The 24,494-nt window shown below is 72.2% G+C and carries 16 protein-coding genes and 7 pseudogenes; 14 read left to right on the forward strand and 9 right to left on the reverse strand.

The annotated features are described in order from the left end of the window. Positions 1-110 precede the first annotated feature (110 nt). Complete coding sequence (locus tag ACEXOX_RS04345; RefSeq protein ID WP_030023260.1) at positions 111-2,624, forward strand: RNA helicase; 2,514 nt, start codon at positions 111-113, stop codon at positions 2,622-2,624. Positions 2,625-2,697: 73 nt separating this feature from the next. After that, a complete protein-coding gene (locus ACEXOX_RS04350; protein WP_406519171.1) occupies positions 2,698-3,609 on the forward strand; it encodes an acyl-CoA thioesterase in 912 nt (303 codons plus the stop codon). Between the two features lie 35 nt (positions 3,610-3,644). Here ACEXOX_RS04350 and ACEXOX_RS04355 read toward each other — a convergent pair. Then, positions 3,645-4,693: pseudogene (locus tag ACEXOX_RS04355) on the reverse strand (DUF6397 family protein). An 87-nt stretch (positions 4,694-4,780) separates the two neighbouring features. Then, positions 4,781-5,188, reverse strand: coding sequence for a roadblock/LC7 domain-containing protein (locus tag ACEXOX_RS04360; protein WP_030023263.1), 408 nt, complete (start codon positions 5,186-5,188; stop codon positions 4,781-4,783). Between the two features lie 141 nt (positions 5,189-5,329). Here ACEXOX_RS04360 and ACEXOX_RS04365 point away from each other — a divergent pair, with 141 nt between their 5' ends. Continuing rightward, complete coding sequence (locus ACEXOX_RS04365; RefSeq protein WP_406519172.1) at positions 5,330-5,758, forward strand: PPOX class F420-dependent oxidoreductase; 429 nt, start codon at positions 5,330-5,332, stop codon at positions 5,756-5,758. 61 nt (positions 5,759-5,819) lie between these two features. On the opposite strand, the gene ACEXOX_RS04370 is transcribed toward ACEXOX_RS04365, so the two are convergent. Beyond that, positions 5,820-6,488 carry a GTP-binding protein gene (locus ACEXOX_RS04370; protein WP_406519173.1) on the reverse strand — a complete coding sequence of 223 codons (669 nt, stop codon included), beginning with the start codon at positions 6,486-6,488 and terminating at the stop codon, positions 5,820-5,822. A gap of 160 nt (positions 6,489-6,648) precedes the next feature. Here ACEXOX_RS04370 and ACEXOX_RS04375 point away from each other — a divergent pair, with 160 nt between their 5' ends. Together ACEXOX_RS04375 and ACEXOX_RS04380 are read left to right on the forward strand one after the other, a co-directional pair. Next, complete coding sequence (locus tag ACEXOX_RS04375; RefSeq protein ID WP_406519174.1) at positions 6,649-6,894, forward strand: hypothetical protein; 246 nt, start codon at positions 6,649-6,651, stop codon at positions 6,892-6,894. Between the two features lie 111 nt (positions 6,895-7,005). Then, positions 7,006-7,674, forward strand: a complete 669-nt coding sequence (locus ACEXOX_RS04380) for an O-methyltransferase (RefSeq protein WP_406519175.1) — start codon at positions 7,006-7,008, stop codon at positions 7,672-7,674. Positions 7,675-7,761: 87 nt separating this feature from the next. Here ACEXOX_RS04380 and ACEXOX_RS04385 read toward each other — a convergent pair whose 3' ends face one another. Continuing rightward, positions 7,762-8,769, reverse strand: coding sequence for a NosD domain-containing protein (locus ACEXOX_RS04385; protein WP_406519176.1), 1,008 nt, complete (start codon positions 8,767-8,769; stop codon positions 7,762-7,764). Then, entirely contained in the window at positions 8,748-8,939 is a 192-nt protein-coding gene (locus ACEXOX_RS04390; protein WP_406519177.1) for a hypothetical protein, read from the reverse strand. Before ACEXOX_RS04390 ends, ACEXOX_RS04385 begins: the two co-directional genes overlap by 22 nt. A 273-nt stretch (positions 8,940-9,212) precedes the next feature. Between ACEXOX_RS04390 and ACEXOX_RS04395 the strand changes: the two genes are divergently transcribed. Next, positions 9,213-9,845, forward strand: a complete 633-nt coding sequence (locus ACEXOX_RS04395; RefSeq protein ID WP_406519178.1) for a class I SAM-dependent methyltransferase — start codon at positions 9,213-9,215, stop codon at positions 9,843-9,845. Here ACEXOX_RS04395 and ACEXOX_RS04400 read toward each other — a convergent pair. Together ACEXOX_RS04400 and ACEXOX_RS04405 are read right to left on the reverse strand one after the other, a co-directional pair. Further along, entirely contained in the window at positions 9,732-10,622 is an 891-nt protein-coding gene (locus tag ACEXOX_RS04400) for a hypothetical protein (protein ID WP_406519179.1), read from the reverse strand. The genes ACEXOX_RS04395 and ACEXOX_RS04400 overlap by 114 nt on opposite strands. Before the next feature lie 184 nt (positions 10,623-10,806). After that, positions 10,807-11,682, reverse strand: a complete 876-nt coding sequence (locus ACEXOX_RS04405) for an oxygenase MpaB family protein (protein ID WP_406519180.1) — start codon at positions 11,680-11,682, stop codon at positions 10,807-10,809. An 89-nt stretch (positions 11,683-11,771) separates the two neighbouring features. Here ACEXOX_RS04405 and ACEXOX_RS04410 point away from each other — a divergent pair. Next, positions 11,772-12,112 (forward strand): annotated as a pseudogene (locus ACEXOX_RS04410) (hypothetical protein). A 154-nt stretch (positions 12,113-12,266) separates the two neighbouring features. After that, positions 12,267-13,094, forward strand: coding sequence for a hypothetical protein (locus tag ACEXOX_RS04415; RefSeq protein WP_406519181.1), 828 nt, complete (start codon positions 12,267-12,269; stop codon positions 13,092-13,094). 133 nt (positions 13,095-13,227) lie between these two features. Here the strand turns inward: ACEXOX_RS04415 and ACEXOX_RS04420 are convergent, their stop codons facing one another. Continuing rightward, positions 13,228-13,410: a hypothetical protein gene (locus ACEXOX_RS04420; RefSeq protein ID WP_406519182.1), complete on the reverse strand. Its 183-nt coding sequence runs from the start codon at positions 13,408-13,410 to the stop codon at positions 13,228-13,230. A gap of 189 nt (positions 13,411-13,599) precedes the next feature. On the opposite strand from ACEXOX_RS04420, the pseudogene ACEXOX_RS04425 reads away from it, so the two are divergent. From ACEXOX_RS04425 to ACEXOX_RS04435, 3 genes and pseudogenes are all read left to right on the forward strand, one after another. Next, a pseudogene (locus ACEXOX_RS04425) lies at positions 13,600-16,722 on the forward strand (DEAD/DEAH box helicase). Beyond that, positions 16,719-18,079: pseudogene (locus ACEXOX_RS04430) on the forward strand (SWF or SNF family helicase). The pseudogenes ACEXOX_RS04425 and ACEXOX_RS04430 overlap by 4 nt, the downstream one beginning before the upstream one ends. 145 nt (positions 18,080-18,224) lie before the next feature. Next, complete coding sequence (locus ACEXOX_RS04435; protein ID WP_406519183.1) at positions 18,225-18,602, forward strand: nuclear transport factor 2 family protein; 378 nt, start codon at positions 18,225-18,227, stop codon at positions 18,600-18,602. Positions 18,603-18,713: 111 nt separating this feature from the next. Here ACEXOX_RS04435 and ACEXOX_RS04440 read toward each other — a convergent pair. Further along, positions 18,714-18,929, reverse strand: a pseudogene (locus tag ACEXOX_RS04440) (DUF6480 family protein); the annotation flags it as partial. Positions 18,930-19,268: 339 nt separating this feature from the next. Between ACEXOX_RS04440 and ACEXOX_RS04445 the strand changes: the two are divergent. From ACEXOX_RS04445 to mmuM, 3 genes and pseudogenes are all read left to right on the forward strand, one after another. Beyond that, positions 19,269-22,258: pseudogene (locus tag ACEXOX_RS04445) on the forward strand (glycoside hydrolase family 2 TIM barrel-domain containing protein). A 110-nt stretch (positions 22,259-22,368) separates the two neighbouring features. Further along, positions 22,369-23,247: a YceI family protein gene (locus tag ACEXOX_RS04450; RefSeq protein WP_406519184.1), complete on the forward strand. Its 879-nt coding sequence runs from the start codon at positions 22,369-22,371 to the stop codon at positions 23,245-23,247. Positions 23,248-23,359: 112 nt separating this feature from the next. After that, positions 23,360-24,282: pseudogene (mmuM, locus tag ACEXOX_RS04455) on the forward strand (homocysteine S-methyltransferase). Positions 24,283-24,494: the final 212 nt, after the last annotated feature.

Raw genomic sequence — 24,494 nt, forward strand, 5'->3', positions numbered from 1 at the left:
CTCGGATCCCCGGGTTCTGACGCCGGGTCGGCGACACAGCGTAGCGTCAGATGATCTAGGTCTGACCCGCCGGTTGTCCGATCCGGACCACGGGAAGGCAGTATGGGGGCGTGACCCTCATCGATCATCTCCCGAACGACGCCGACCCCGATGCCCTCTTCGAAGCCTTTTCGAGCTGGGCCGAACAGCAGGGCATCGCGCTCTACCCTGCCCAGGAAGAAGCGCTGATCGAGGTGGTCTCGGGGGCGAACGTCGTGGTGTCCACCCCCACCGGGTCGGGAAAGAGCCTGGTCGCCGCGGGTGCGCACTTCAGCGCGCTGGCCCGTGACGAGGTGACCTTCTACACCGCGCCGATCAAGGCGCTGGTGTCGGAGAAGTTCTTCGACCTGTGCAAGCTCTTCGGCACCGAGAACGTCGGCATGCTCACCGGCGACGCCTCCGTCAACGCGGACGCCCCCGTCATCTGCTGCACCGCCGAGGTGCTCGCCTCCATAGCGCTGCGGGACGGCAAGGACGCCGACATCGGCCAGGTCGTCATGGACGAGTTCCACTTCTACGCCGAGCCGGACCGCGGCTGGGCCTGGCAGATCCCGCTGCTGGAACTGCCGCAGGCCCAGTTCGTGCTGATGTCGGCGACGCTCGGCGACATGTCGCGGTTCGAGGGGGACCTGACCCGGCGCACCGGCAGGCCGACGGCGGTGGTGCGCTCCGCGACCCGGCCGGTGCCGCTGTCGTACGAATACCGGGCGACCCCGATGACGGAGACCCTGACCGAGCTGCTGGAGACGCGGCAGGCCCCCGTCTACATCGTGCACTTCACGCAGGCCGCGGCCGTGGAGCGGGCGCAGGCGCTGATGAGCATCAACATGTGCACCCGCGCCGAGAAGGACGAGATCGCCGCGCTCATCGGCAACTTCCGCTTCACGACCAAGTTCGGACGGAATCTGTCCCGTTATGTCCGGCATGGTATCGGTGTGCACCACGCCGGCATGCTGCCCAAGTACCGCCGACTGGTCGAGAAGCTCGCCCAGGCGGGCCTGCTGAAGGTCATCTGCGGTACGGACACGCTCGGCGTCGGCGTCAACGTCCCCATCCGTACGGTCCTGTTCACCGCTCTGACCAAGTACGACGGCACGCGCGTGCGCACCCTGCGGGCCCGGGAGTTCCACCAGATCGCGGGCCGCGCGGGACGGGCCGGTTTCGACACCGCCGGTTTCGTCGTCGCCCAGGCGCCCGAGCACGTCGTGGAGAACGAGAAGGCGCTCGCCAAGGCCGGTGACGACCCCAAGAAGCGCCGCAAGGTCGTCCGCAAGAAGGCGCCGGAGGGCTTCGTCAACTGGGGCCAGAACACCTTCGAGAAGCTGATCGCCTCCGAGCCGGAGCCGCTGACCTCCCGCTTCCGGGTCACCCACGCCATGCTGCTGTCCGTGATCGCGCGGCCCGGCAACGCCTTCGAGGCGATGCGCAAGCTGCTGGAGGACAACCACGAGCCGCGCCGCAACCAGCTGCGGCACATCCGCCGTGCCATCGCCATCTACCGTTCGCTGCTGGACGGCGGCATCGTCGAGCGCCTCGCCGAACCGGACGCGGAGGGGCGGATCGTCCGCCTGACCGTCGACCTCCAGCAGGACTTCGCGCTCAACCAGCCGCTGTCCACCTTCGCGCTGGCGGCGTTCGACCTGCTGGACCCGGAGTCGCCCTCCTACGCGCTGGACATGGTCTCGGTCGTGGAGTCCACCCTCGACGACCCGCGGCAGATCCTCGCGGCCCAGCAGAACAAGGCCAAGGGCGAGGCGGTGGCCCAGATGAAGGCCGACGGCGTCGAGTACGAGGACCGCATGGAGCGCCTCATGGACGTCGAGTACCCCAAGCCGCTGGAGGAGCTGCTCTCGCACGCGTACAACCTCTACCGCAAGAGCCACCCGTGGGTGGGCGACCACCCGCTGTCGCCGAAGTCGGTCATCCGCGACATGTACGAGCGGGCGATGACCTTCACCGAGTTCACCTCGTTCTACGAGCTCGCCCGCACCGAGGGCATCGTGCTGCGCTACCTGGCGAGCGCGTACAAGGCGCTCGACCACACCGTGCCGGACGACCTGAAATCCGAGGACTTCGAGGACATCATCGCCTGGCTGGGCGAAATGGTCCGCCAGGTGGACTCCAGCCTGCTGGACGAGTGGGAGCAGCTGGCCAACCCGGCGGAGGAGACGGCCGAGGAGGCCGCCGAGCGGGCGGACCAGGTCAAGCCGGTCACCGCGAACGCGCGGGCGTTCCGGGTGCTGGTACGCAACGCCCTGTTCCGGCGGGTCGAGCTGGCGGCGCTGGACAAGGTCGAGGAGCTCGGCGAGATGGACGCGGAGTCCGGCTGGGACGCGGACGCCTGGGGCGAGGCGATGGACGCGTACTGGGACGAGTACGACGAGCTGGGCACCGGTCCGGATGCGCGCGGGCCCAAGCTGTTGCAGATTCAGGAGGAACCCGAGCACGGGCTGTGGAAGGTACGGCAGACTTTCGCCGACCCCAACGGCGATCACGACTGGGGCATCTCCGCCGAGGTGGACCTGACGGCCTCCGACGAGGAGGGGCGCGCGGTCGTGCGCGTCACCGCCGTGGGCCAGCTGTGACCGGGTGGTGCGCCCTTCGCGGGGCGCACCACCGAGCAAGGGCGTCGAGACACCCGACGGAGGACGTACGGCCATGACCAATCCCGCCGAGCGCCTGGTGGATCTGCTGGACCTGGAGCAGATCGAGGTGAACATCTTCCGCGGCCGCAGCCCGCAGGAAAGCCTCCAGCGCGTCTTCGGCGGGCAGGTGGCCGGACAGGCGCTGGTCGCGGCCGGGCGGACCACCGAGGGCGACCGGCCCGTGCACTCGCTGCACGCGTACTTCCTGCGCCCGGGACGGCCGGGCGTGCCGATCGTGTACCAAGTGGAGCGGGTACGGGACGGCCGATCCTTCACCACGCGCCGGGTGGTCGCCGTCCAGCAGGGTCGTACGATCTTCAATCTGACCGCCTCCTTCCATCGGCCCGAACCGGGCTTCGAACATCAACTGCCGATGCGCCGCGTGGTCCCCGCCCCCGAGGAGCTGCCGACCGTCGCCGACGAGGTGCGCGAGCACCTGGGCGGGCTGCCCGAGGCGCTGGAGCGGATGGCCCGCCGGCAGCCCTTCGACATCCGTTACGTCGACCGGCTCCGCTGGAAGCCGGAGGAGATCGAGGGCGCGGAGCCGCGCAGCGCGGTCTGGATGCGCGCGGTCGGGCCGCTGGGCGAGGACCCGCTGATCCACACCTGCGCGCTGACCTACGCCAGTGACATGACCCTGCTGGACGCCGTCCGCATCCCGATCGAACCGCTCTGGGGCCCGCGCGGCTTCGACATGGCCTCCCTCGACCACGCGATGTGGTTCCACCGCCCCTTCCGCGCGGACGAGTGGTTCCTCTACGACCAGGAGTCCCCCATCGCCACCGGCGGCCGCGGCCTGGCCCGCGGCCGCATCTACGACCGCGCGGGCAACCTCCTCGTCTCCGTCGTCCAGGAAGGTCTCCTGCGCCCCCACACCAAGGACCACAGCCTGGAGCAGCCGTACGCGGAGGGGACGGGAGCGTAGACGGTTCCGGCCGTCCCCGGGTCATGGCGCACAGGTCAGGTCTCGCGAGGTGTCGGCCTCGGGGCGGGCGCCGCCAGGACGGGTGACCGCAGCGGCGGCAGGGAGGATGCGGGAGCCGCGGCGGTCGCAGGGCTCGTGGGAGCTGTGGGGGCCGCGGGAATACGGAAGGGAGCGCCTTCCGGTCCGGTCGGTGCGGTGCCGCCTGGTCGGGTGGGGTGGCGTAGACGGCCGGCCGCCGGTTGTCGGTGGCGGGCACGGTCGAGGGAGCGGGAGAGGTTGACGCGGTACCAGAGCACCTCGTCGAACTCTTCCGCCGTCGTCGCCCGCTCGACCGCCTCCCGGGCTGCCGGGCTCACCCCCGGCAGGGCCAGGGCCGGGCGCAGGCGTCGTAGCACGGAACGCTCCAGTGGGTCTTCGACGACCGAGGCCAGCTCCTCGGGCGGCAGTACCGCGGCGATCACCGCCGCCGACTCCCAGTCGTCCACCGCCTGGCCCATCAGCCGGGCCACCCGGCGGCTGCGCCACTTCCGGCCGCGCCAGTCCTGCCCGCCGTCGAGCATGACCCTGATCACCAGGGGAGGTCGCCCCGCAGCAGCTCCGGCTGACGGGCGGCGCATTCCGTCAGCTCCGTGGCGAGGTAGAGCCAGACCACGGCGCCGTAGCGGTTCACGTAGAAGCGGACCGGGACGAAGCAGCCGGCGCGGGCCAGCCGCAGGAAACGGCCCGCGCCGATGCCCAGCAGTTCGGCGGCCTCGGCCGCGCCGACCGTCCGCAGGCGCTCACGCAGCGTGCCGGGGAAGCCTTCTTCGGCGCGCAGCCGCCGGACCTCTTCCGCCGGCACCCTGCGCCGCCTCCACGGACCGGCCGGACCGGGCCGCGCTTCGGGTTCCGGCGGCAGCGTCAGGATTTCCCCCAACTGGGCCGCCAGCTCGAACTCTCCGCTTCGCAGGCCCAGTTCGCGGGCCGCTCGCCCAGGCGTGAGCAGCAGCCCCGCGATGGGCTCTTCCTCCGCCGTGAGCGTCGCCGGCGCCTGCCGCCCGTCGCACATCACCGTCATGCCGCACTCCCCCGTCATCGCTTCCATCGCGGGATCCGCCACGGATCCCCGCCGGTTCGTTACCGACAGTGACGACGATAGCGGTGGGGTACGACAGTCGGTCAACCCCCGACTTCAGCCCTGTGGACAACTTTCCGGCCGCCGGGCCGCAACCCCCAGGTGTTCCCCCACACGGTTGACCAACAGCGCCATTTCGTAGGCGATTTGCCCCATGTCGGCCTCAGGACCCGCCAGTACGCACAGACAGCTGCCATCCCCCGCCGCCGTCACGAACAGCACGCCGTCGTCGAACTCGACCATCGTCTGCCGCACCCGCCCGGCCTCGAAGTGCCGCCCGGAGCCCTTGGCGAGGCTGTGCAGCCCCGACGCGACCGCCGCCAGGTGTTCGGCGTCCTCCCGCGCCAGCCGCTCGCTCGCGCTCGTGACGAGTCCGTCGTTGGACAGCACCAAGGCGTGCCGCACCTGGTCGATCCGTTCGGTCAGATCGTCCAGCAGCCAGTCGAGTCCGCTGCTCAGAGCCATACCTCTTCCTCCCCGTGTCCCCGTGGGCAACTGCCGTGCAAGCCTGGACCACCCGCGCCGTCCGGGCAAGCGACCCGGCCGGGCCGACGCGCTCGGTGCGGCCGCGCGGCCCGTTCGCGCCGCATGGCGGAGGATGGCGGTATGGCACGCAAAATGAGCAAGGACGAGTGGCAGGGCTTCCTGTCCGAGGGCACCCGCACCGGCAAGCTGTCGACCGTACGGGCCGACGGCAGCCCGCACATCGCGCCGGTGTGGTTCCTGCTGGACGGCGACGACCTCGTCTTCAACACCGGCGCCGACACGGTCAAGGGACGCAACCTCGCCCTGGACGGCCGTATCGCGCTCTGTGTGGACGACGACCGCCCGCCGTTCAGCTTCGTGATCGTGGAGGGCCTGGCCGAGACCAGCGACGAACTCTCCGAGGTGCGCGCTTGGGCCACCCGTATCGCGGCCCGCTACATGGGCGAGGGGCGGGCCGAGGAGTACGGCGCGCGAAACGGCGTCCCCGGGGAGCTGCTCGTGCGGGTCCGGATCAGCAAGGTCGTCGCTGTCGCCGATCTCGCCCGCTGATGCCGCCGGGCCGCGCTCCGGCGACGAGGCGCGCCGGAGGGTGACAGCCGTGGGCGCGCGCTCACCCCACCGAGTCGAGCAGCCTGGCGGTGTACACCCGCCCGGCGTGCTCGACCAGCCGTATCAGCACTTCCTTCCCCGAGTCGCGGTCCCGCGCGTCACACAGCACCACCGGCGTGCCCCGGTCCAGGTCGAGCGCCCGCGCCACTTCGTCTGCCCCGTAAGCGCGCGCTTCGGCGAAGCAGTTGACGGCCACCAGGAAGGGAATCCCGCGGTTCTCGAAGTAGTCCACGGCGGGGAAGCAGTCCTCCAGCCTGCGTGTGTCGGCCAGTACCACGGCGCCCAGCGCGCCCTGCGCCAGGTCGTCCCAGAGAAACCAGAAACGGTCCTGCCCCGGCGTGCCGAAGAGGTACAGCGACAGTCCGGCCCTGATGGTGATGCGGCCGAAGTCCATCGCCACGGTGGTCGTGGGCTTGCGCACCACGTCCCGGGCGTCGTCCAGCGCGGCGCCCGCCTCGCTGAGCTGCTCCTCCGTGCGCAGCGGCCGGATCTCGCTGACGGCGCCGACCAGCGTCGTCTTGCCGACCCCGAATCCGCCCGCCACGAGGATCTTCAGAGCCAGCACACTGTCGTCGACGCCGTCGTCCGCACTGTCGTCCGGGGTGTTCGCGGGCCCGGCAGCAGGCGCTACAGGTACGTCGTGGGGTTCGTCGTGCGCCTCGAAAACCATGGCGAGGACCGTACTCCTTTCGCTACACAGCGTGGCACGGAGTTGACAAGTTCATACGCTTCGGAAGAAAGCCCCGGCCACGGTCCGGCCGGGTGCCACCAACGGGGAGCCCGCGCCGCAGACCGGCCGACGCGCCGGCGGGACGCGAGAAAGAAGGCTGATGATGTCCACCCATGAGGCCACCGGTACCGGCGCGGACATCGCGGCCGTTCCCGCCGCGGGCGACAACGAGGCCGGCCCCTGGCACAACGTCTGCCGCATCTGCCATCCGCGGGAGTCGCCCGTACGGCCGCTGGTCGCCATCTGCGGCGAGCCGCTGCTCGGCATCCGGGCCGCCCACGACGCGCCACGGTGCGAACTGTGCGACCACCTCACGCCGCTGCACGAGCGGGGCCACCGCACCTGAGAGGCGGGCGTGACCGCAGCGGCATCGGTGTCCGTACGCAGATCACCCGGACAGGCGCACGCGCCCGTACAGTTTGGTTAGCGAACCTAAATAGGTAGGCGAAGGGATCCCATGTCTCAGCAGCAGTGGAACACGGTCGACGACTACTTCGACTCCTTGCTCGCCCCGGACGACGAAGCGCTGCATGCGGCCTTGCGTGACAGCGAAGCGGCCGGTCTACCCCACATCAGCGTCACCCCCACGCAGGGCAAACTGCTCCACCTCCTGGCCCGGACTCAAGGCGCCCGGCGCATCCTGGAGATCGGCACGCTCGGCGGCTACAGCACCATCTGGCTCGGCCGCGCCCTGCCCGCCGACGGCCGTCTGATCTCCCTGGAGGCGAACCCCACGCACGCCGCGGTAGCCCGCGCCAACCTGGCGCGCGCCGGCCTCGCGGAGCGCACCGAGGTCCGCGTCGCTCCGGCGCTCGACAGCCTCGCGCAGCTCGTCGCCGAGCACGCCGAACCGTTCGACCTGGTCTTCATCGACGCGGACAAGCCGAACAACCCGCACTACCTGGAGCGGGCGCTCGAACTCACCCGCCCCGGCAGCCTGATCATCGGGGACAATGTCGTGCGGGGCGGGAACATCGCCGATGCCGACAGTACGGATCCCTCGATCCGCGGCATCCGCCGGTTCCTGGAACTCATCGCCGAGAACCCGAAGCTGACCGCCACCGCGGTGCAGACCGTGGGCCGCAAGGGCTACGACGGGTTCTCACTGGCCCGGGTGAACGACTGACCGACGGACCCGCTGACCGCTCGGCCGCCCAGCCGCCCGCGTTCACCGTAGGCACCACGCGCCGCGCGGCACCACGACGCACCGCGCTCACCGGAGACTGATCCTGTTTCCGGCGGAGACTTCGGCGCCGACCACGCCCGAACCGGCGTAACGGACATTGTTTCCGGTGGCCGTTCCGCCGGAACAGGAGGCGAACAGTATCGCGGTGCCGTCGCCGCCCTGGCTGTATTTCACGACGTTTCCGGTGACCACAGCTTCGTGCACGTACTGCAACGCTATGCCGTTCGAACTGGCCCAGTCACGGATGATGTTCCCCGTCACGACGACGTTCTCCATCGGTGTGTCCGCCATTCCGTACACACCGATGGTGGCGTGCCGCGCTCCCTGGCCCGGCTGCTTCTCCAGCCCCATGTGCGTCAGGACGTTGTGCGCGATGATGATGTCCTCGGTCTGCGACCAGTACCACGACCGGTACTGCGCGGCGGGATCCACCTGTACGTGAATTCCGCTGTTGCAGTCCTCGATGAGGTTGTTCGCGATGACCGCGTGACGCCAGTTGTGCGCGCGTACGGCGTAGTTCTTGGTGTTGGTGATCCTGTTGTTCACCACCCGCAGGCCGTCGTGGAAACGGCCCGGGAAAGTGGCCGTGTGCGTACCCACCAGGGCTCCATACCCGTCGGCCGAGCAGCCGTCCACGACGATGCCGCTGCTGTGCGTACCGTCCGGCGCTTCCTGGACCTCGATCGCCTCGGAGAAGAAGCGGGTCGGCGTGGTGGCCTTGAAGCGCCGGAAGACACAGTTGCGCGCCGTGCCGTTGCGGACGCCGTGGAACTCGATCGCGTGCCAGTCCGGAATGTTCTCGACCACCAGGTCCGCGTACAGGATGTTCTCCGCGGAGCAGAAGGCGAACATGTCCAGCGGCCGCGGATTTCCCGGGCCGCCGTCCCACAGACCGCCGTGGATGCTGATGTTGGACGCACCGTTGTAGCCGTCGTGGGAGAAACCACCGCCCCAGAGTGTGTCGATGGTGGAGGTGTCGCTGCGGAAAATATGGGCGCCGTAGGCGATCACGGTCAGGTTTCCCGGATCCGGCACCACCGTTCCCGTGCTGTGCATCCGGTAACGCCCGGGGGAATCACCAGCGTGCCACCGCCGGCGTCACAGATGGTGGTCACCGCGTGCTGCAGGAGAGCCGCCGCGTCGACGAGGCCCTGCGGATCGGCACCGAAATGGTCGACGAAATTCCACTTCCCCGTGTCCGTCATGCCTGCATGATTACGCCGGGCGGCCGGGAACGTAAGACGTCGAGGGGAAACAGTTGCGGCACCAACCACCGCGACCCGCCGACGATCAGCGGCGCCCAGGGCGTTTCTGATGGATCTCCGTGGAGCACACTGAGCGGTGTTCGGTGCGTGCGCTCGGCGTGCGGTGTGAAGGGTCATGTGGTGGAGCCACCTGTCCCTTTGCGCCGTGCGGCGAGAGTGGGTGCGGCGTCGCGATGCCGCGGAGATCCGTCAGAAGCGCCCTAGAGTTGCCGTATGGACGACGACGCCGCCAAGGCTCCCGAGGACACCGCTCAGGCGCATGACGTGCGGGAGTTCTTCGGCTCCCGGGCGCACGACTGGGACGCGCGGTTCCCCGACGACGGTCCCGCCTACCAGGCGGGCGTCGCGGCGATGGAGCTGCGCGCCGGAGACAGGGTGCTGGACGCGGGCTGCGGTACGGGGCGGGCGCTGCCTGTCCTGCGGGCCGCCGTCGGGGTGGGCGGGACGGTGCTGGGCGCCGACCTGACCCCCGAGATGCTCGCGGCAGCCGTGCGGGCCGGACGTGGGCGTCTGGCGCCTCTGGTGCTCGCTGACGTGCAGCGGCTCCCCCTGCCGGATGCCGCGCTCGACGCGGTCTTCGCCGCCGGTCTGCTGTCCCATCTGGCCGACCCCCGGGCGGGTCTCGCGGAACTCGCCCGGGTCGTCCGGCCCGGCGGCCGGCTCGCGCTGTTCCACCCGGTCGGGCGGGCCGCGCTGGCGGCACGGAAGGGGCGCCCGATCACGCCGGGCGACCTACGGGCCGAGCCCAATCTGCGGCCGCTGCTGGCGCGTTCCGGCTGGGACCTGGTGCGGTACGTGGACGAGGACGCCCGTTACCTGGCGCTGGCCGTGCGTCAGGGGGCCTGAGACGCGTCCGGCACCCGGCACCCGGGGCCAGGCGTCCGGTGCGCTGTAGTGGTTGCGGTGGCCAGCCGTGAGGGCCGCGCGCAGCGGAGCCAGGTGCTCGGTGGCGGTCGGCAGGTCCAGCTCGTCCAGGAGAGCGAGAGCGGCGCGGGGGTCGAGATCGCCGTACAGGTCGTGGTAGCTGCCGAGGAGGCCGCGGAACAGCGCGGGGTGGAGGTGCGGGACCGTCGCGGCGGTCCGGTACGCGGCGTGCTTCACCGGCCAGGGCACGGGCCCCGAGACGCCGATGACCCGGGCGGCGCGACGGAGCATGGCGTCCCGTGCCACACCGTCCGGCGTCGCAAGGTCCGGCGTCGCACCGTCCGGCGTCGCGAGTTCGGGCATCGTGACATGCGGCGTCGTGAGACCCGGCGCCGCGCGGACCGTCATCGTCGGACCCGGTGTCTCTGCGGTGCCGTCGTCCGGTGCACCCATGGCGTTCACGTCGTCGCCCAGCACCTCGGCGAACGCCTCCTCCGCGGTGGCCCGGTCCTCGAACCAGTCCGCCCAGAGTGAGTGGAGGAGGACTTCGGGCTCTTCAGGCCCTTCCAGCCGCCGACGGCAGGCGTCCCAGAACGGGTCCGCCGGCAACGGGTGCCGCTCGTCCCGTACGGCGAAGCGGAGCTCGCAGATGACCCAGTAGTCGCCCAGCAGGTCCAGGAGGCCGAACGCGAGCCGCAGACGGGCGGACGCGTCCAGGGCGCAGTCGGACAGCGCCTCGTCCGCCCACGCGTGCGCCACCTCGTTCGGTGTCAGGACCTCGCCCGGCGCCTGCTGGTCGCACCACGCGTCCGCCGTCCGGGGTGACGCCGTGCTCGGCCGGCCACCGTCGGGCGTACTTCCTGTCTTCCTCGGTCACCGCTCAAGTATGGCGCCGGAACGAGCGACGGCGATCATGCGGAGACAGTTGCGCTCGCCAGACGTCTCAATGCGGTACGGGGCAGCCGCCCGTGGGGCGGCCCTGGGGGAAGGTGCCGAGGTCGGCGATGGTGAAGCCGTTCGGATAGCCCTTGATCTCCGGGTTCTGGCGGGCGTAGTGCGGGCGCCGGCGCGGCGGCAGCAGGCGTACGGACTTGGCGCGCAGCCGCAGCGCGCCGTGCACCGCGGCACGGACAGCCGGTCCGGGACGCTCGTAGCGGAAGGCGTTCAGCAGGGCGTCGTCCAGCAGCGCCATGCTCGCGCGGCGCACCACCGGGGCCAGCGGACCGTACCAGCCCGCCATCAGGCCGAGTGTCGCGTCCGAGACCCGGCGCCCGCCCTCGTCCCAGCCGAAATGCGCGTGCTCGTAATCGTCCAGGCAGCGTTCGAACTCCTGGAAGTCCCGCGGGATGCCGGTGATACCCATATGACGCCCGAGGGTGCGGTAGTAGACGGCCGAGGCATGCTTTTCGTGCTCGCTCATCCGGCGCCAGCCGAACTGGTCGAGCCAGCGCTTGGGAACCACCACGAAGGTGCTGAGCACGTACCGCATGTCGTCGTTGGTGATGTCGTAACCGCGGTGCATCTGGTTGATGCGGCGGATCGCGGTCCGGCCGTCCTCGGAGTCGAAGCCGTGCTCCATCACCGAGTCGAGGAGGAGCGCGGTGTCGTCGTAGCGCTTTTGCGTACGGTCCGTCAGCTCGGCGGTTTCGGCCAGCAGCCGGCCGATGCTGGGAACGGCGTAGGTGCGGTAGAGCGCCAGCTCCAGGGCGCGCGCGACGTCCCACGGGAATTCGTACGTCGTGGTGATGCGGTGGATACGCAGAAAGTCCCGTTCCGGGTCCAGCCGCTGGATCTCCTTGAGCCAGTCATAACGCCGCACCGAGTACCCGCCCTTTCGTCGCCGAAGTTCCCATCGTAAGCGTCGGGGGCACACTGGAACGACCGGAACGGGAACCGGATATGGGGGACATGATGACCGGATTCTTGCGCGAAATAGCCGAATTTTTCCGTGACCTTCGGGACTTCTTCACCCACGACCGCACCGGGACGCACCTTCGGGGCAGCGACGAGCCCCGGGCCCCCGGGGCGAAGCGGCGGCACAACATCTTCGAGGCCGCGGCCGCCCATGTGGCGGCGTGTGCCGAGGACGACGACGAGCGCAGCACCGAGTCGGCGGAGTGGGTCTCCCCGAGGCGCTCGCCTTCGGCATCAACGAGCTGGCCTGCCGGGCGGTGATCGCGCTCGCCCGGGAGCGCGGCGAGTCGCCGCAGACGGTGGCGCGTGATCTGCTCAATCTGCCGGTGGCCTGAGAGCCCGAGACAGGAGGACCGGGGCCGAGGCAGGGGCCGAGCTCCGGGTGGCCGGTTTCCGGGGCAGTGGCGTACGACTGGTGACAAGCCGCCGCCCGGCCAACTAGGGTGCGCCGACGACTGATCGGATGCGCATCGGATGGGGAGGCCCCGGGTGTCGACCGAGAGCGCCGGTACGTCCACGGCCAAAAACTCCGGCGGAGCCACGCCCGAGGGCGTCGCCGAGGACCAGTTGCTCGTCCTGTCGGCCGTACTGCTGACGCCCGCGCAGTTCCCGAGCGTGCTCGGCAACGACTATCCCGAGGTGTGCGCCGGGCTCGGCCTCGCACCGTACGAGCAGGGGTACGGCCTGGTCCTCGGGCAGGACGGCACGGGTGCGCGCTGGACCGTGGTGACGGACGACGTCTCGCTCGTCGCGTGCGCTGTCGCGGCCTGGGACTGCGGGATGGAGTACGACCTCTCACCCGACGAGGACAGCATGGTCGAGGCACTGCCCGGCTGGCCGATCGCGCTCGCCGTCGCGGCGCCGGGGGTGCCCGCGCCGCACGACCCGGAACCGGAGGAGGGCGGTCCGGCCGTACTCAGGCCGCCGGACGCCACCCAGTGGGGGCCGGCGCAGCGCCGGATGGGCGCGGACGGGATCGCGCTCCAATGGGCGGCCTGGCGCGAACAGGTCGAGGGCGAGGTCACGTTCGTCGATCCGGGGGCCCAGCCGCACGCCGGGGTACGGCGGGCCCTGACCGAGGCACGCGGTTACGTGGCCGAGCCGCCACCACCGGGGCGCATCCGCTCGTCCTTCGCCGCCGACGAGGCCCGTACGCTCCGTGTGGACGGCCCGAGCTGGAGCTTGGTGGCCCGTACCGACGACATCGCGTTCGTCCTCCTGGACGAGCAGCCCGGCGAGATACTGCCGGTGGGACGTGGGCCCGAGCTGCCGGGGCTGCTGCGGGCGCTGGAAGCGCTGGCGGTCCGGCCGGCTTGACGGTCCGGTCCTGAGCCGTGGCGGCGCCCCACCCGTGAGCCGTTCGCCCACGGGTCCAGCTGACGGGGACGTCGTCGCGGCCCGGCCGCCCGCCCGGCTCACACCGCCGGACGTCCGGGCACCGGCCACCCGGTCAGCGGCCTATCTCCTTGCGGGTCACGCGGCGCAGCCTGCGCCGCTGCGAGGGATCCAGCGTCAGATACGACACCGCCGGCACACCGACCATGACCAGCACCGCCGCCCAGAACGGCAGCAGCCACAGCAGGATCACTCCCGCCGCCACGCCGCCGACGGCGACCTTTGCGTTCGTGGACATCCTCCACGTCCCTTCCGCGGCGGTTGCCGCGCTCGCTGTACCCCATTGAACGCCTTTTCGGCCCCAGGGGTTCCCTCCGTGCCGACGGGCCGCCGGGCCACCGCGGGCAGCGGTCGGCGCCACCCCCGGTCGTGCTGTACCCTCGGGCGCTCCGGTCGCCAGTAGTCAAACTTGAGGAGCTTGCTGCACGTGGCACTTCTTCCCTCGGCACCTTCCGCACCACCGGCCGCGCTCGCGCACTGCGCGGCGGTCTTCCTGCCCGCCGATCCCGCCCGTACGGGGCAGGTCGCCTTCTGGCGTGCGGACGGCACGGCAGACGACGAAGGGACCGGGTGGCCGACGCAGTCGCTGACCATCGCCGTCCCGACCGCCCCAGGACCGGACGACAGCCACAGCGACGGGAGCGGGAAGGGGAACGGGAACGGAGACAGGGCCGGCAACGGGGACGGCATCGAGCTGATCGACGTTCCGGCCGTCGTGCTGCCCGTCGCCGACGCCTTGCCCGTCCTCACCCGCGCCCGTGCGTCCCGTACGTCCGACCCGGCAGCGGCCTTCTGGGGTGCCGCCGCCGTACTGGCGCTGCAACTCGTCGCCCGCGGGCGGCTGCTGCCCGGAGTGAGCCGTTCCGGTCACGACGCGTGGCGCGTCGGCCCGCTCGACCCCGACGATGTCGAGCGGCTGCGCGAACTGGCGGCATCGCTGCCGCCGCAGGCGCACGCCGTCCCGCTCTCCGGCAGCGCCGGCCCCGGCTCCGGCCCCGTACTGCTGCCGGATCCGGAGCGCCTGGTACGCGACTTCCTGGACGCGGTGGCGGACGGCCTGCCCCGCTCCCCCGCCGCCCCCTGGTCACCGGCGGACCGGCGTTCGCCGCGCCCGAGCCGCAGCACATCCCCGAACAGCGCGACTGGGCCGCCGATGTGGCGGCCGGGCACGACGCGGGCGTACGGATCTCCCTGCGTGTGGAGATCACCGAACTGCCCGGAACGGACACGGACCGCCCCGTGGCCGCCGCCACCGGCCGCGCCGGCTTCACCGCCGTTCTCCAACTGCACGACCCCACCGACCCGGCCCTGGTCGCCGACGCCGCCGAGGTGTGGGCGGGCGACTCCCCACCGGGCAGGCGTTCGGCCCGCGGGCCAGGATGGACACCCTGCTCACGCTGCGCCGCGCCGCCGCTGCCTGGGCGCCGCTCACGCCCCTGCTGTCCGCCGCCGTGCCGGACGCGGTGGACCTCGCCGACGAGGAGATCGCCGAGCTGCTCGGACCGGCCTCGCGTGCGCTGGCCGCCGCCGGTGTGCAGGTGCACTGGCCACGGGACCTGGTACGTGGGCTCAGTACCCGGGCCGTGGTGGGGCCGCCCGACCAGGACGACGCGCCACCGCACGCGCAAGCGGGCCCGGACGACGACGCTGCCGGTCGGGACCGCGCCGCGTCCGGCGTGCCGTCCTTCCTCTCGGCCGACGCGCTGCTCGCGTTCAGCTGGCGCTTCGCCGTCGGTGACCAGGAGATCAGCAGGGCGGAGCTGGACCGGCTGGCCGAGTCGGGACGTCCGCTGGTACGGCTGCGTGACCAGTGGGTGCTCGTCGATCCCGAGGCGCTGCGGGCGGCCCGTGACCGCCAGGACCGCAAGGTGACGCCCATCGACGCGCTCGGCGCGGCGCTCACCGGGACCGCCGAGTCCGGGGACGGCGCCCGGGTGGAGGTGCAGGCGTCCGGCTGGCTGGCCCGCCTCCGCGACCGGCTCACCGCACCGGACACCGCCGTACCGGAAGCCACCGCACCGGACACCGCCGTAATGAAAGCCACCACTCCGGAAGCCATCACTCCGGAAGCCACTGCTCCGGACGCCACCGGCCCGAACACCGCCACCGAGCAGCCCATATCGCAACCCCCGCCCTGGCCGCCACCCTCCGCGACTACCAACTGCGCGGCCTCGACTGGCTGCACCGCATGACCTCCCTCGGCCTCGGCGGCTGTCTCGCCGACGACATGGGACTGGGGAAGACCATCACCCTCATCGCCCTGCATCTGCACCGGCAGAGCGACCCCGCCTCCGCCGGGCCCACGCTCGTCGTCTGCCCGGCCTCCCTGATGGGCAACTGGCAGCGGGAGATCGAGAAGTTCGCGCCCGGTACCCCGGTACACCGCTTCCACGCGGACCGGCGCAGCCTCGCGGACCTGACGGACGGCGGGTTCGTCCTCACCACGTACGGCACGATGCGGCTGGACGCGGCGAAGCTCGCGACGACCCGCTGGGGCCTGGTCGTCGCCGACGAGGCGCAGCACGTGAAGAATCCGTTCTCGGCGACGGCCAAGGCGCTGCGCCGCCTTCCCGCGGGCGCCCGGGTGGCGCTCACCGGCACGCCGGTCGAGAACAACCTGTCCGAGCTGTGGGCCATTCTCGACTGGACCACGCCGGGGCTGCTGGGGTCGTTGGGCCGCTTCCGCGAGCGCTACGCCACGGCTGTCGAGGGCGGCGCCGACCCGGCTGCCGCCGACCGGCTGGCCCGGCTCGTCCGCCCCTTCATGCTGCGCCGCCGCAAGTCCGATCCGGGCATCGCGCCCGAACTGCCGCCGAAGACGGAGACCGACCGGGCGGTGGCGCTGACCAAGGAGCAGGCCGGGCTGTACGAGGCGGTGGTGCGCGAGGGCCTCGGCGAGATCGCGGCGGCGGACGGCCTCGCGCGGCGCGGTCTGGTCGTCAAACTGCTGACCTCGCTCAAGCAGGTCTGCAACCACCCGGCGCAGTTCCTCAAGGAGGAGCGGCCGCTGATCGCGGGCCGTTCCGGGAAGCTGGAGCTGCTGGACGAGCTGCTGGAGACGATTCTCGCCGAGGACGCGGGGGTGCTGGTGTTCACGCAGTACGTGCGGATGGCGCGGCTGCTCGAAACGCACCTGGCGGGGCGCGGCGTGCCGACGCAGCTGCTGCACGGCGGCACGCCGGTCGCGCGGCGCGAGGAGATGGTGCGCCGCTTCCAGGACGGTGCGGTGCCGGTGTTCCTGCTGTCGTTGAAGGCGGCGGGTACGGGGCTGAACCTGACCAGGGCCGCCCATGTCGTGCACTACGACCGCTGGTGGAATCCGGCGGTCGAGGCGCAGGCCACCGACCGTGCGTACCGCATCGGCCAGACCCGGCCGGTGCAGGTCCACCGGATGATCGCCGAGGGCACGGTCGAGGACCGGATCGCCGGCCTGCTGGCGCGCAAACAGCGGCTGGCGGACGCGGTGCTCGGGTCCGGCGAGGCCGCGCTGACCGAACTCACCGACGCCGAGCTGGCGGACCTGGTGGCACTGCGAGGGAGCGAGCGATGAGGAACCTGTACGAGGACGCCAGGGAAGCTCGCCCGGAACCTTCCGGGGACACGCGCCTTCCGGGGCCGGGCAGGGAGCGTACCTTCGCCGCCCTGCCGCCGGCGCACGGCCGTGGCTTCGCGCGGACCTGGTGGGGCCTGGCCTGGCTGAAGGCGCTGGCGGACAGCGCGCTGGACGGCCAGCAGGTCAAGCAGGGCCGCCGGCACGCGCGGGCGGGGGCGGTGGGCGCGGTCTCCGTACAGCCGGGCCGGATCACGGCGGTCGTCAGGGACCGTGACGGTACGCCGTACCGTTGCGACGTGCTGCTCCAGGAGCTGAGCGCGGCGGACTGGGACCGCTTCCTGGACCTGGTCGCGGACCGGGCCGGGCACATCGCGGCGCTGCTGGACCACGACATGCCGCCGCATCTGGTGGAGGACGCGGCCGCCGCAGGCATCGAACTGCTCCCGGGCATCGGTGACCTGGAGGCGGAGTGCGGTTGCGGGGCATGGGACCACTGTTCCCACACTGCCGCGCTCTGCCACCAGACGGCCCGCCTTCTGGACGAGGACCCTTTCGTGCTGCTGCTGATGCGCGGGCGGGGCGAGCAGGAGCTGTTGGAGGACCTTCAGGCCCGTACCGCCATGCGCGCGCGGGAAGCCACTGAGCAGCTCGCGTCCAGTGAGTGCGCGGTGGAACCGGCGGCGTCCGAGGGCATACCGGCGACGGAGGCGTACGCCGCACGCGACATCCTGCCGCCGCTGCCCGCGCCCCCGCCCGCCGTGGTCGAGCCGGGCGCCGCTCCGGTCCTCGGAGGGGGACGGATCCAGCTCCCGGAGTGGACGTGCCGGCGCTGGAGTTCTTGGTGGGTGACACGGCGGCGCGCGCTCAGCGGCTGCTGGCCGACGCGCTGGCCCCCGGGCATGCCGATGCGCCGCCACAAGCAGCGCTGACCCGCGCCCAGGACGCCGTACGTCTGGCAGCGCTCGGGCCGGACTCCCGGACCGTCGCACGACTGGCGACCGGCTCAGGACGTACGGCCAGAGCGCTGTCCCTGGCCGTACAAGCGTGGGAGTACGGCGGCGTACCGGCGCTTGCCGTACTGGAGGAGGAGTGGACCCCGCAACCGGCGGCCCTGGCCCGCGCGACGGCTCAGCTCGCCGACGCCTGGGAGGCGGACGAACCACCACCACAGCTGCGCCACGACCGCAATCGCTGGACCGTGGCCGGCGGCGGCGCACAGCTCAGACTCGGGCGTGACGGGCGATGGTGGCCGTACCGGAAGGAGCGCGGGCAGTGGGGGCCCGCGGGTCCGGCGGCCGAGGACCCCGCGGCCGCTCTCGCGGCGGTGCGCGGTGGCGAGGAGGAGGCCGGGTAGCCGGTACTAGGGCGGGGGCGCCGAGCCGCCACGCGTGCCGCGCGGGCTGACTGCCCGTGCGGCACGGCGCTACTCTGCTCGGCGTCAGAGGCCGGTGCGCCGACCGCCGGCCCGGCGGCGCGGGATCGGAGGGACCATGCCTGCTGTGAGCCCCCTGGACGTCCTCGAACAGCGGTGCGTCGCGGTCACGGCGCAGGACACGGACGCCTTCGCGGACCTGTTCGCGCCGGACGGCGTGATCGAGCTGCCGTTCGCGGGCCCGGACATCCCCGACCGCATCGAGGGCCGGGAGGCGATCCGCGCGTTCGCACGGGCGGCGATGTCCGCCCTGCGCGTCGACGTGCTCCGGACGCTCGCCGTGCACCGCACCGAGGACCCGGAGGTCGTCGTCACGGAGACGCTCGCCAAGGGCGTGGGGCGTGGCGACGCGTTCGAGGGGCGCTCGGTGCAACTGTTCCGTATCCGGGACGGCGAGATCCTGCTGTTCCGTGACTACACCGGGCCGTTGCGCAAGCCGTCTTGAGCCACGCCCGTATCTGGCCTGCGCGGTCTCGCACCGCCCGCCCGTACCTGACCCGCGCGGCCACCGCCCTGTCTCCCGTACCCGGCCCGCGTGCCTACACCCCCAGATACGGGCGATGAAGAAGGCGGCGACAAGGACGACCACGACGGCGAGCGCCAGCACCGGCCCCTTGGACCAGCCGCGGGTCGGGTTGTGCGTCTCCAGGGGCCCGGCGTCCGGGGTGCTGCCCTCGGCGGGCGGTGTCTCGCCCGGCGGGACCCCGCCGCCCGGCTCCAGTCCGGCGGTGTGCTCCGGTACCGGGTCCGGATTCTTCGGTGCATCGTTCATGCTGCCCGGGTGCCCGGGGACGAGCGGTTGTCACCCGCTGATCCAAAATGGGGGGCGTACGGCCCGGAGTACCCGGCTCCCTCGGCACGGGCAAAGGCGCTCGGGACCCCTACGAAGCGGAGCGAGTGCTTCAGCAATCAATCATTCGTATGTGGTCGCGGCACGCGGCCGCGCGTGGTTCGCTGACGTGATCCCCCACGCCTCGCCGTGTCCCCGCAGCTAGGAGGACCCTTGCCCCTGCCCGACGCCGAACACGTCGGTCCCCGCACCGCACCCGACGCCGATCGCACCGCACCCGCACGACGCACTCCCGGAGCACACACCGCACCCGAAAGACACATCGCCGCCGAAAACCGCCCGGCCCCCGCCGGGCACTCCGAAACCGCCCCACCCGTCCCCCGCGCCCCGCAGCACCTCCCGTACTACGAGGACGTCTCCCCCGGCCGGGGCTGCCGCCCGCCGCGTGCCTGGTTCGCCCGCTCGGACGCGCGGCGGATGTCGCTGCACGGGATGTGGCGGTTCCGCCTCCTCCCGACCGCCCGCTCCGCGGACGTCTCCTTCGCCCGGCCTGACTTCGACGACACGGACTGGCCGGGGCTGCGGGTGCCGGGCCACTGGGTGCTCGCGGGCCACGGCGCGCCCGCCTACACCAACACCCGCTACCCGTTCCCCGTCGATCCGCCGCGGCTGCCCGACGAGAACCCGACGGGCGACCACCGGCACACCTTCGACCTTCCGGACACGTGGGAACCCGGGCCCGCGCTGCTGCGTTTCGAAGGTGTGGAGTCCTGTGCACGGGTGTGGCTCAACGGAAAGGAGCTGGGGCACTTCAAGGGCAGCAGGCTGCCGCACGAGTTCGAGGTGGGCCATCTGCTGCGGGCGCGCCGCAACGTGCTCGCGGTCCGCGTCCACCAGTGGTCCTCGGGCAGCTATCTGGAGGACCAGGACCAGTGGTGGCTGCCCGGCGTCTTCCGGGACGTCACGCTGCACCACCGGCCCGCGGGCGCCGTCCTGGACCACTTCGTGCACGCCTCCTACGACCACCGCACCGGCCACGGCACCCTCCGGGTGGACTGCGCGCCGGCGGGCCGGGTCACCGTTCCCGCGCTCGGCCTGGACCTGGCGACCGGGGAGAGCGCGACCGTGCCCGTCATACCGTGGACGGCCGAGGCCCCGCAGCTGTACGACGCCGAGCTGCGCACATCCGGCGAGCGCGTGCCCCTGCGCGTCGGCTTCCGCACCGTGTGCGTCGAAGACGGTCTGCTGAAGGTCAACGGGCGCCGTGTCCTGTTCCGCGGCGTCAACCGGCACGAGTTCGACCCGCGGCACGGCCGCACGCTGGGCCCCGACGCGATGCGCCGCGATCTGCTGCTGATGAAGCAGCACAACGTCAACGCCGTCCGCACCAGTCACTACCCGCCGCATCCCGCCTTCCTCGACCTGTGCGACGAGCTGGGCCTGTGGGTCGTCGAGGAGTGCGACCTGGAGACGCACGGCTTCGGGCAGCAGGACTGGCGGGACAACCCGGTGGACGACGAGGCGTGGACCCCGGCCCTGGTGGACCGTATGCGACGGATGGTCGAGCGCGACAAGAACCACCCCAGCGTGATCATGTGGTCGCTGGGCAACGAGTGCGGCACCGGCCGCGGCCTGTCCGCCATGGCCGCCTGGGCCCGCGACCGCGACCCCGCCCGGCCGCTGCACTACGAGGGCGACCCGTCGTGCGCCGACACCGACGTCTACTCCCGGATGTACGCGGAGCACGCCGAGGTCGAACGGATCGGCCGGCGGGAGGAGGAGCCGCTCGCCGACCCGGCCGCGGACGCCCGGCGCCGTGCCCTGCCGTTCATCCTCTGCGAGTACGCGCACGCGATGGGCAACGGGCCCGGCGGGCTGCGCGAGTACCAGCGGCTCTTCGAGACGTACGAACGCTGCCAGGGCGGCTTCGTGTGGGAGTGGATCGACCACGGGCTGCGGCAGCGCACCCCGCACGGCGAGGTGTTCCACGCGTACGGGGGCGACTTCGGCGAGGAGCTGCACGACGGCAACTTCGTCTGCGACGGCCTGGTCTTCCCCGACCGGGCGCCGTCGCCGGGGCTGGTGGAGTTCAAGAAGGTCGTCGAGCCGGTACGGATCGACGCCGCGGGCGAGGACGGCGGCCGGGAGGGCGCCGCGCCCGGCACCGTCCGGATCACCAATCTGCACGACTTCAGCGACCTGGCCCACCTGGCGTTCCACTGGTCCTACGAGGCCGAGGGCGAGGTGCTCGCCGAAGGGCCGCTGGCCGTGCCGCCGCTCGCCCCCGGCGCTCACGCCGAGGTGAAGCTCCCCCGGAGCCCGGCGGGCGGCGCGGCCGCGAGGCGCTGTGGACGGTGCGGGCGTCCCTGGCCGGGGACACGGCCTGGGCCATGGCCGGTCACGAGGTCGCCTGGGGACAGCTGCCCGCCACCCCGCCGCGCCCCACGCCCCGTCCGACCGCCCCGAGCGCGTCGCCCCGGCGCGGCGAGGGCAACCTCATCCTCCTCGGCCCGGGCGCCTTCGACGCCACCACCGGTGTGCTCCGGTATCTCGACGGCTGCCACCTGAAGGGGCCCCAGCTGGACGTGTGGCGGGCGCCGACCGACAACGACGAGGGTGCGCCCTGGCAGCCGGGCCCGCACCGCGCGGCAGAGTGGCGCCGTATCGGTCTGCACCGGATGCGGCACCGTGTCGCGTCCGTGGAGTGCGACCGGCACGCGGTAGTAGTACGCACCCGGGTCGCGCCGGCCGGTACGGACCTCGCGCTCGACACGGAGTACCGCTGGACCGCCGACAGCGAGCGGCTGCGGCTGGAGGTGTCGGTCCGGCCGTACGGCGACTGGCCCTGCCCGCTGCCCAGGCTCGGTGTGCGGCTGGGTGTGTGTGGCAACCTCTCGACGGCGCGGTGGTACGGGGGCGGTCCGGGCGAGGCGTATCCGGACACGAGGGCGGCGTCGCGGACCGGACTGTGGCGGATGCCGGTGGACTCGTTGCAGACGCCGTACGTGCGTCCGCAGGAGAACGGGGCGCGGGCGGACGTGCGCTGGGTGGAGCTGTCCCGCATCGACGGCTCGGCGTTGCGTGCCGAGGGCGAGCCGTCCTTCTGGTTCAGCGCGCGCCGCTGGACGAGCGAGCAGCTGGACGCCGCCCGGCACACCACCGACCTCACCCCGGGCGACTGGATCTGGATCCACCTCGACCATGCCCAGCACGGCATCGGCAGCGCTTCCTGCGGGCCCGGGGTGCTGCCGCAGCACGAGCTGACGGTGGCTCCCGCCCGGTTCGCCATCACCTTCTCCCCGGTGCGATGAATTTCACGTTTCATCGGGTATTGACAGCTGTCGTACTCAGCGGTCTAAACCAATGACAGGATGGAGATGCACCTTTTTCGACACAACTGACCGAGAGGCCCCGTCCTGCCATGGCGCTCGCCATCCTCACCCGTCTTCGTGACCGCTCCGCCCGCAGTGCCCCCGCACCGGCCCCGATCCCGCGCGGTGCCGGTGCGCTGGACCTCAGCGTCCAGGACCCCGTCGGGCTGCCGATGGCACGGGCCGGGGTGTCGGTGCGCAACACCGAGGGCACCGAGGTCACGCGCGGCCAGACGGACCCCAACGGCATGTTCACCGCGACGCTGGCACCCGCCGCATACCACGTGGTGGTCACCTGCGACGGCTTCCGTCCGGAGCGGTTCGACAGCCTGGTGACCGAGGGAGTGCGGACCGCGCCGCGGCCCCTGGGGCTGGAGCCGGCCCCGGCACCGCAGATGCCCACGCCGGGGCAGTGGCGGCTGGACCCCGACCACTCGTCCATCCGCTTCACCGCCCGGCACATCGGACTGGCCGAGATCCACGGCCGGTTCAACCACTTCGAGGGCGGCCTGTGGATCGCGCCGGACATGCGGGACTCGCGGGTGGAGGTGACGATCGACGCGGCGAGCATCGACTCGGGGGTGAAGATGCGCGACGACCACCTGCGTTCGGCGGAGTTCCTGGACGTGGCGCGCTACCCGTATCTGCAGTTCGCCGGGGAGCGGTTCGTGCACAAGGGCGGGGCCCGCTGGGCCGTGCAGGGGGTGCTGCACCTGCACGGCGTCAGCCGGTCGGTGCAGCTGGACACCCGGTACCTGGGCCTCGGCACCGGCATGGGCGGCGAGACGCGTACGGCGTGCACAGCGGTGACCGAGCTGCACCGGGAGGACTTCACGCTCGACTGGCGCAAGATGCTCGCCCGGGGCATCGCGGCCATCGGCGCGACGATCCGCGTGGAGATGGACATCCAGGCCGTCGAGGCGCAGTGACCGGGGTGTCCGGATGCGCGGCGGGCATCCGGGCGTGGCCGGGTGTGCGGCGGGCACCCGGACCGGGTGCGGGGCAGACGTCCTGTCGGCACCGGGTGAGAAGCTGGACGGCATGAGCACCACTGCCGCGCCCTCGTTCGCCGCCGCCCTCGCCGCGGGCCCGCTCGTCCTGGACGGCGGGCTGTCCAACCAGCTGGAGTCCGCCGGACACGACCTCGGCGACGCGCTGTGGTCGGCGCGGCTGCTCGCCGAGGACCCGAACGCCGTGGTCGCGGCGCACCGCGCGTACTACGAGGCGGGCGCCCAGGTGGCCATCACGTCCAGCTATCAGGCGACCTTCGAGGGGTTCGCCGCGCGGGGCATCGGTGCGACGGAGACCGCCGGGCTGCTGCGGCGCAGTGTGGAGCTGGCGCGCGAGGCGGCGCGGCAGGCGACGGCGGCCGGCGCGGCGGGGCCGCTGTACGTCGCCGCGTCGGCGGGTCCGTACGGCGCGATGCTGGCGGACGGCTCCGAATACCGGGGGCCTACGGGCTGTCGGTGGCCGAACTCGAACGGTTCCACCGTCCGCGGCTGGAGGTGCTGGCCGCGGCCGGTCCCGACGTACTGGCGCTGGAGACCGTGCCGGACGCGGACGAGGCGCTGGCCCTGCTGCGGGCGGTGCGCGACCTCGGTGTGCCGGCCTGGCTGTCGTTCAGCGCGGCCGGGGACCGCACGCGGGCCGGGCAGCCGCTGGCGGACGCCTTCGCACTGGCCGCCGACGTCCCCGAGGTGGTGGCGGTGGGCGTGAACTGCTGCACCCCCGAGGACGCCGACCGGGCCGTGGCGGTGGCGGCCCGCGCGGCCGGCAAACCGGTGGTCGTCTACCCGAACAGCGGCGAGAGCTGGGACGCCCAGGCCCGCGCCTGGTGCGGTACGCCCGCCTTCAGCGCGGACCGGGTCGCGGCCTGGACCGCCGCGGGAGCCCGGCTCGTCGGCGGCTGCTGCCGGGTGGGGCCGGACGCGGTGGCGGCGCTGGCGCGGCAGCTGACCGGCTGACCGGCTGACCGGCTGAAAGCCGACGTCCGCACGCGGGCCGGGACGCGAACACGGGCTCGGGAGCCCCGCCGTACGCAGCGCCATGGGCGGCACGGACCGGCACCGGTCGTTACCCGGTCGCAACACTGACGACGGCGACATCGGCCCTGGCCGGTGGCAGGATGCAGCCAACTCACCTCCGACCGGTGAGTGTGGGGCCGCATCCTGATCCG

This window comes from Streptomyces sp. Ac-502, from assembly GCF_045222935.1.
GTDB classification, from domain to species: domain Bacteria; phylum Actinomycetota; class Actinomycetes; order Streptomycetales; family Streptomycetaceae; genus Streptomyces; species Streptomyces monomycini.

Excerpts from the sequence above, each read along its gene's own strand:
- ACEXOX_RS04420 (WP_406519182.1), bottom strand. The coding sequence starts at position 13,410 with ATGTCCACGAACGCAAAGGTCGCCGTCGGCGGCGTGGCGGCGGGAGTG.
- ACEXOX_RS04450 (WP_406519184.1), top strand. The coding sequence starts at position 22,369 with ATGGCGCTCGCCATCCTCACCCGTCTTCGTGACCGCTCCGCCCGCAGT.
- ACEXOX_RS04395 (WP_406519178.1), top strand. The coding sequence starts at position 9,213 with ATGGACGACGACGCCGCCAAGGCTCCCGAGGACACCGCTCAGGCGCAT.
- ACEXOX_RS04360 (WP_030023263.1), bottom strand. The coding sequence starts at position 5,188 with ATGGCTCTGAGCAGCGGACTCGACTGGCTGCTGGACGATCTGACCGAA.
- ACEXOX_RS04390 (WP_406519177.1), bottom strand. The coding sequence starts at position 8,939 with ATGACGGACACGGGGAAGTGGAATTTCGTCGACCATTTCGGTGCCGAT.
- ACEXOX_RS04380 (WP_406519175.1), top strand. The coding sequence starts at position 7,006 with ATGTCTCAGCAGCAGTGGAACACGGTCGACGACTACTTCGACTCCTTG.
- ACEXOX_RS04375 (WP_406519174.1), top strand. The coding sequence starts at position 6,649 with ATGATGTCCACCCATGAGGCCACCGGTACCGGCGCGGACATCGCGGCC.
- ACEXOX_RS04365 (WP_406519172.1), top strand. The coding sequence starts at position 5,330 with ATGGCACGCAAAATGAGCAAGGACGAGTGGCAGGGCTTCCTGTCCGAG.
- ACEXOX_RS04370 (WP_406519173.1), bottom strand. The coding sequence starts at position 6,488 with ATGGTTTTCGAGGCGCACGACGAACCCCACGACGTACCTGTAGCGCCT.
- ACEXOX_RS04350 (WP_406519171.1), top strand. The coding sequence starts at position 2,698 with ATGACCAATCCCGCCGAGCGCCTGGTGGATCTGCTGGACCTGGAGCAG.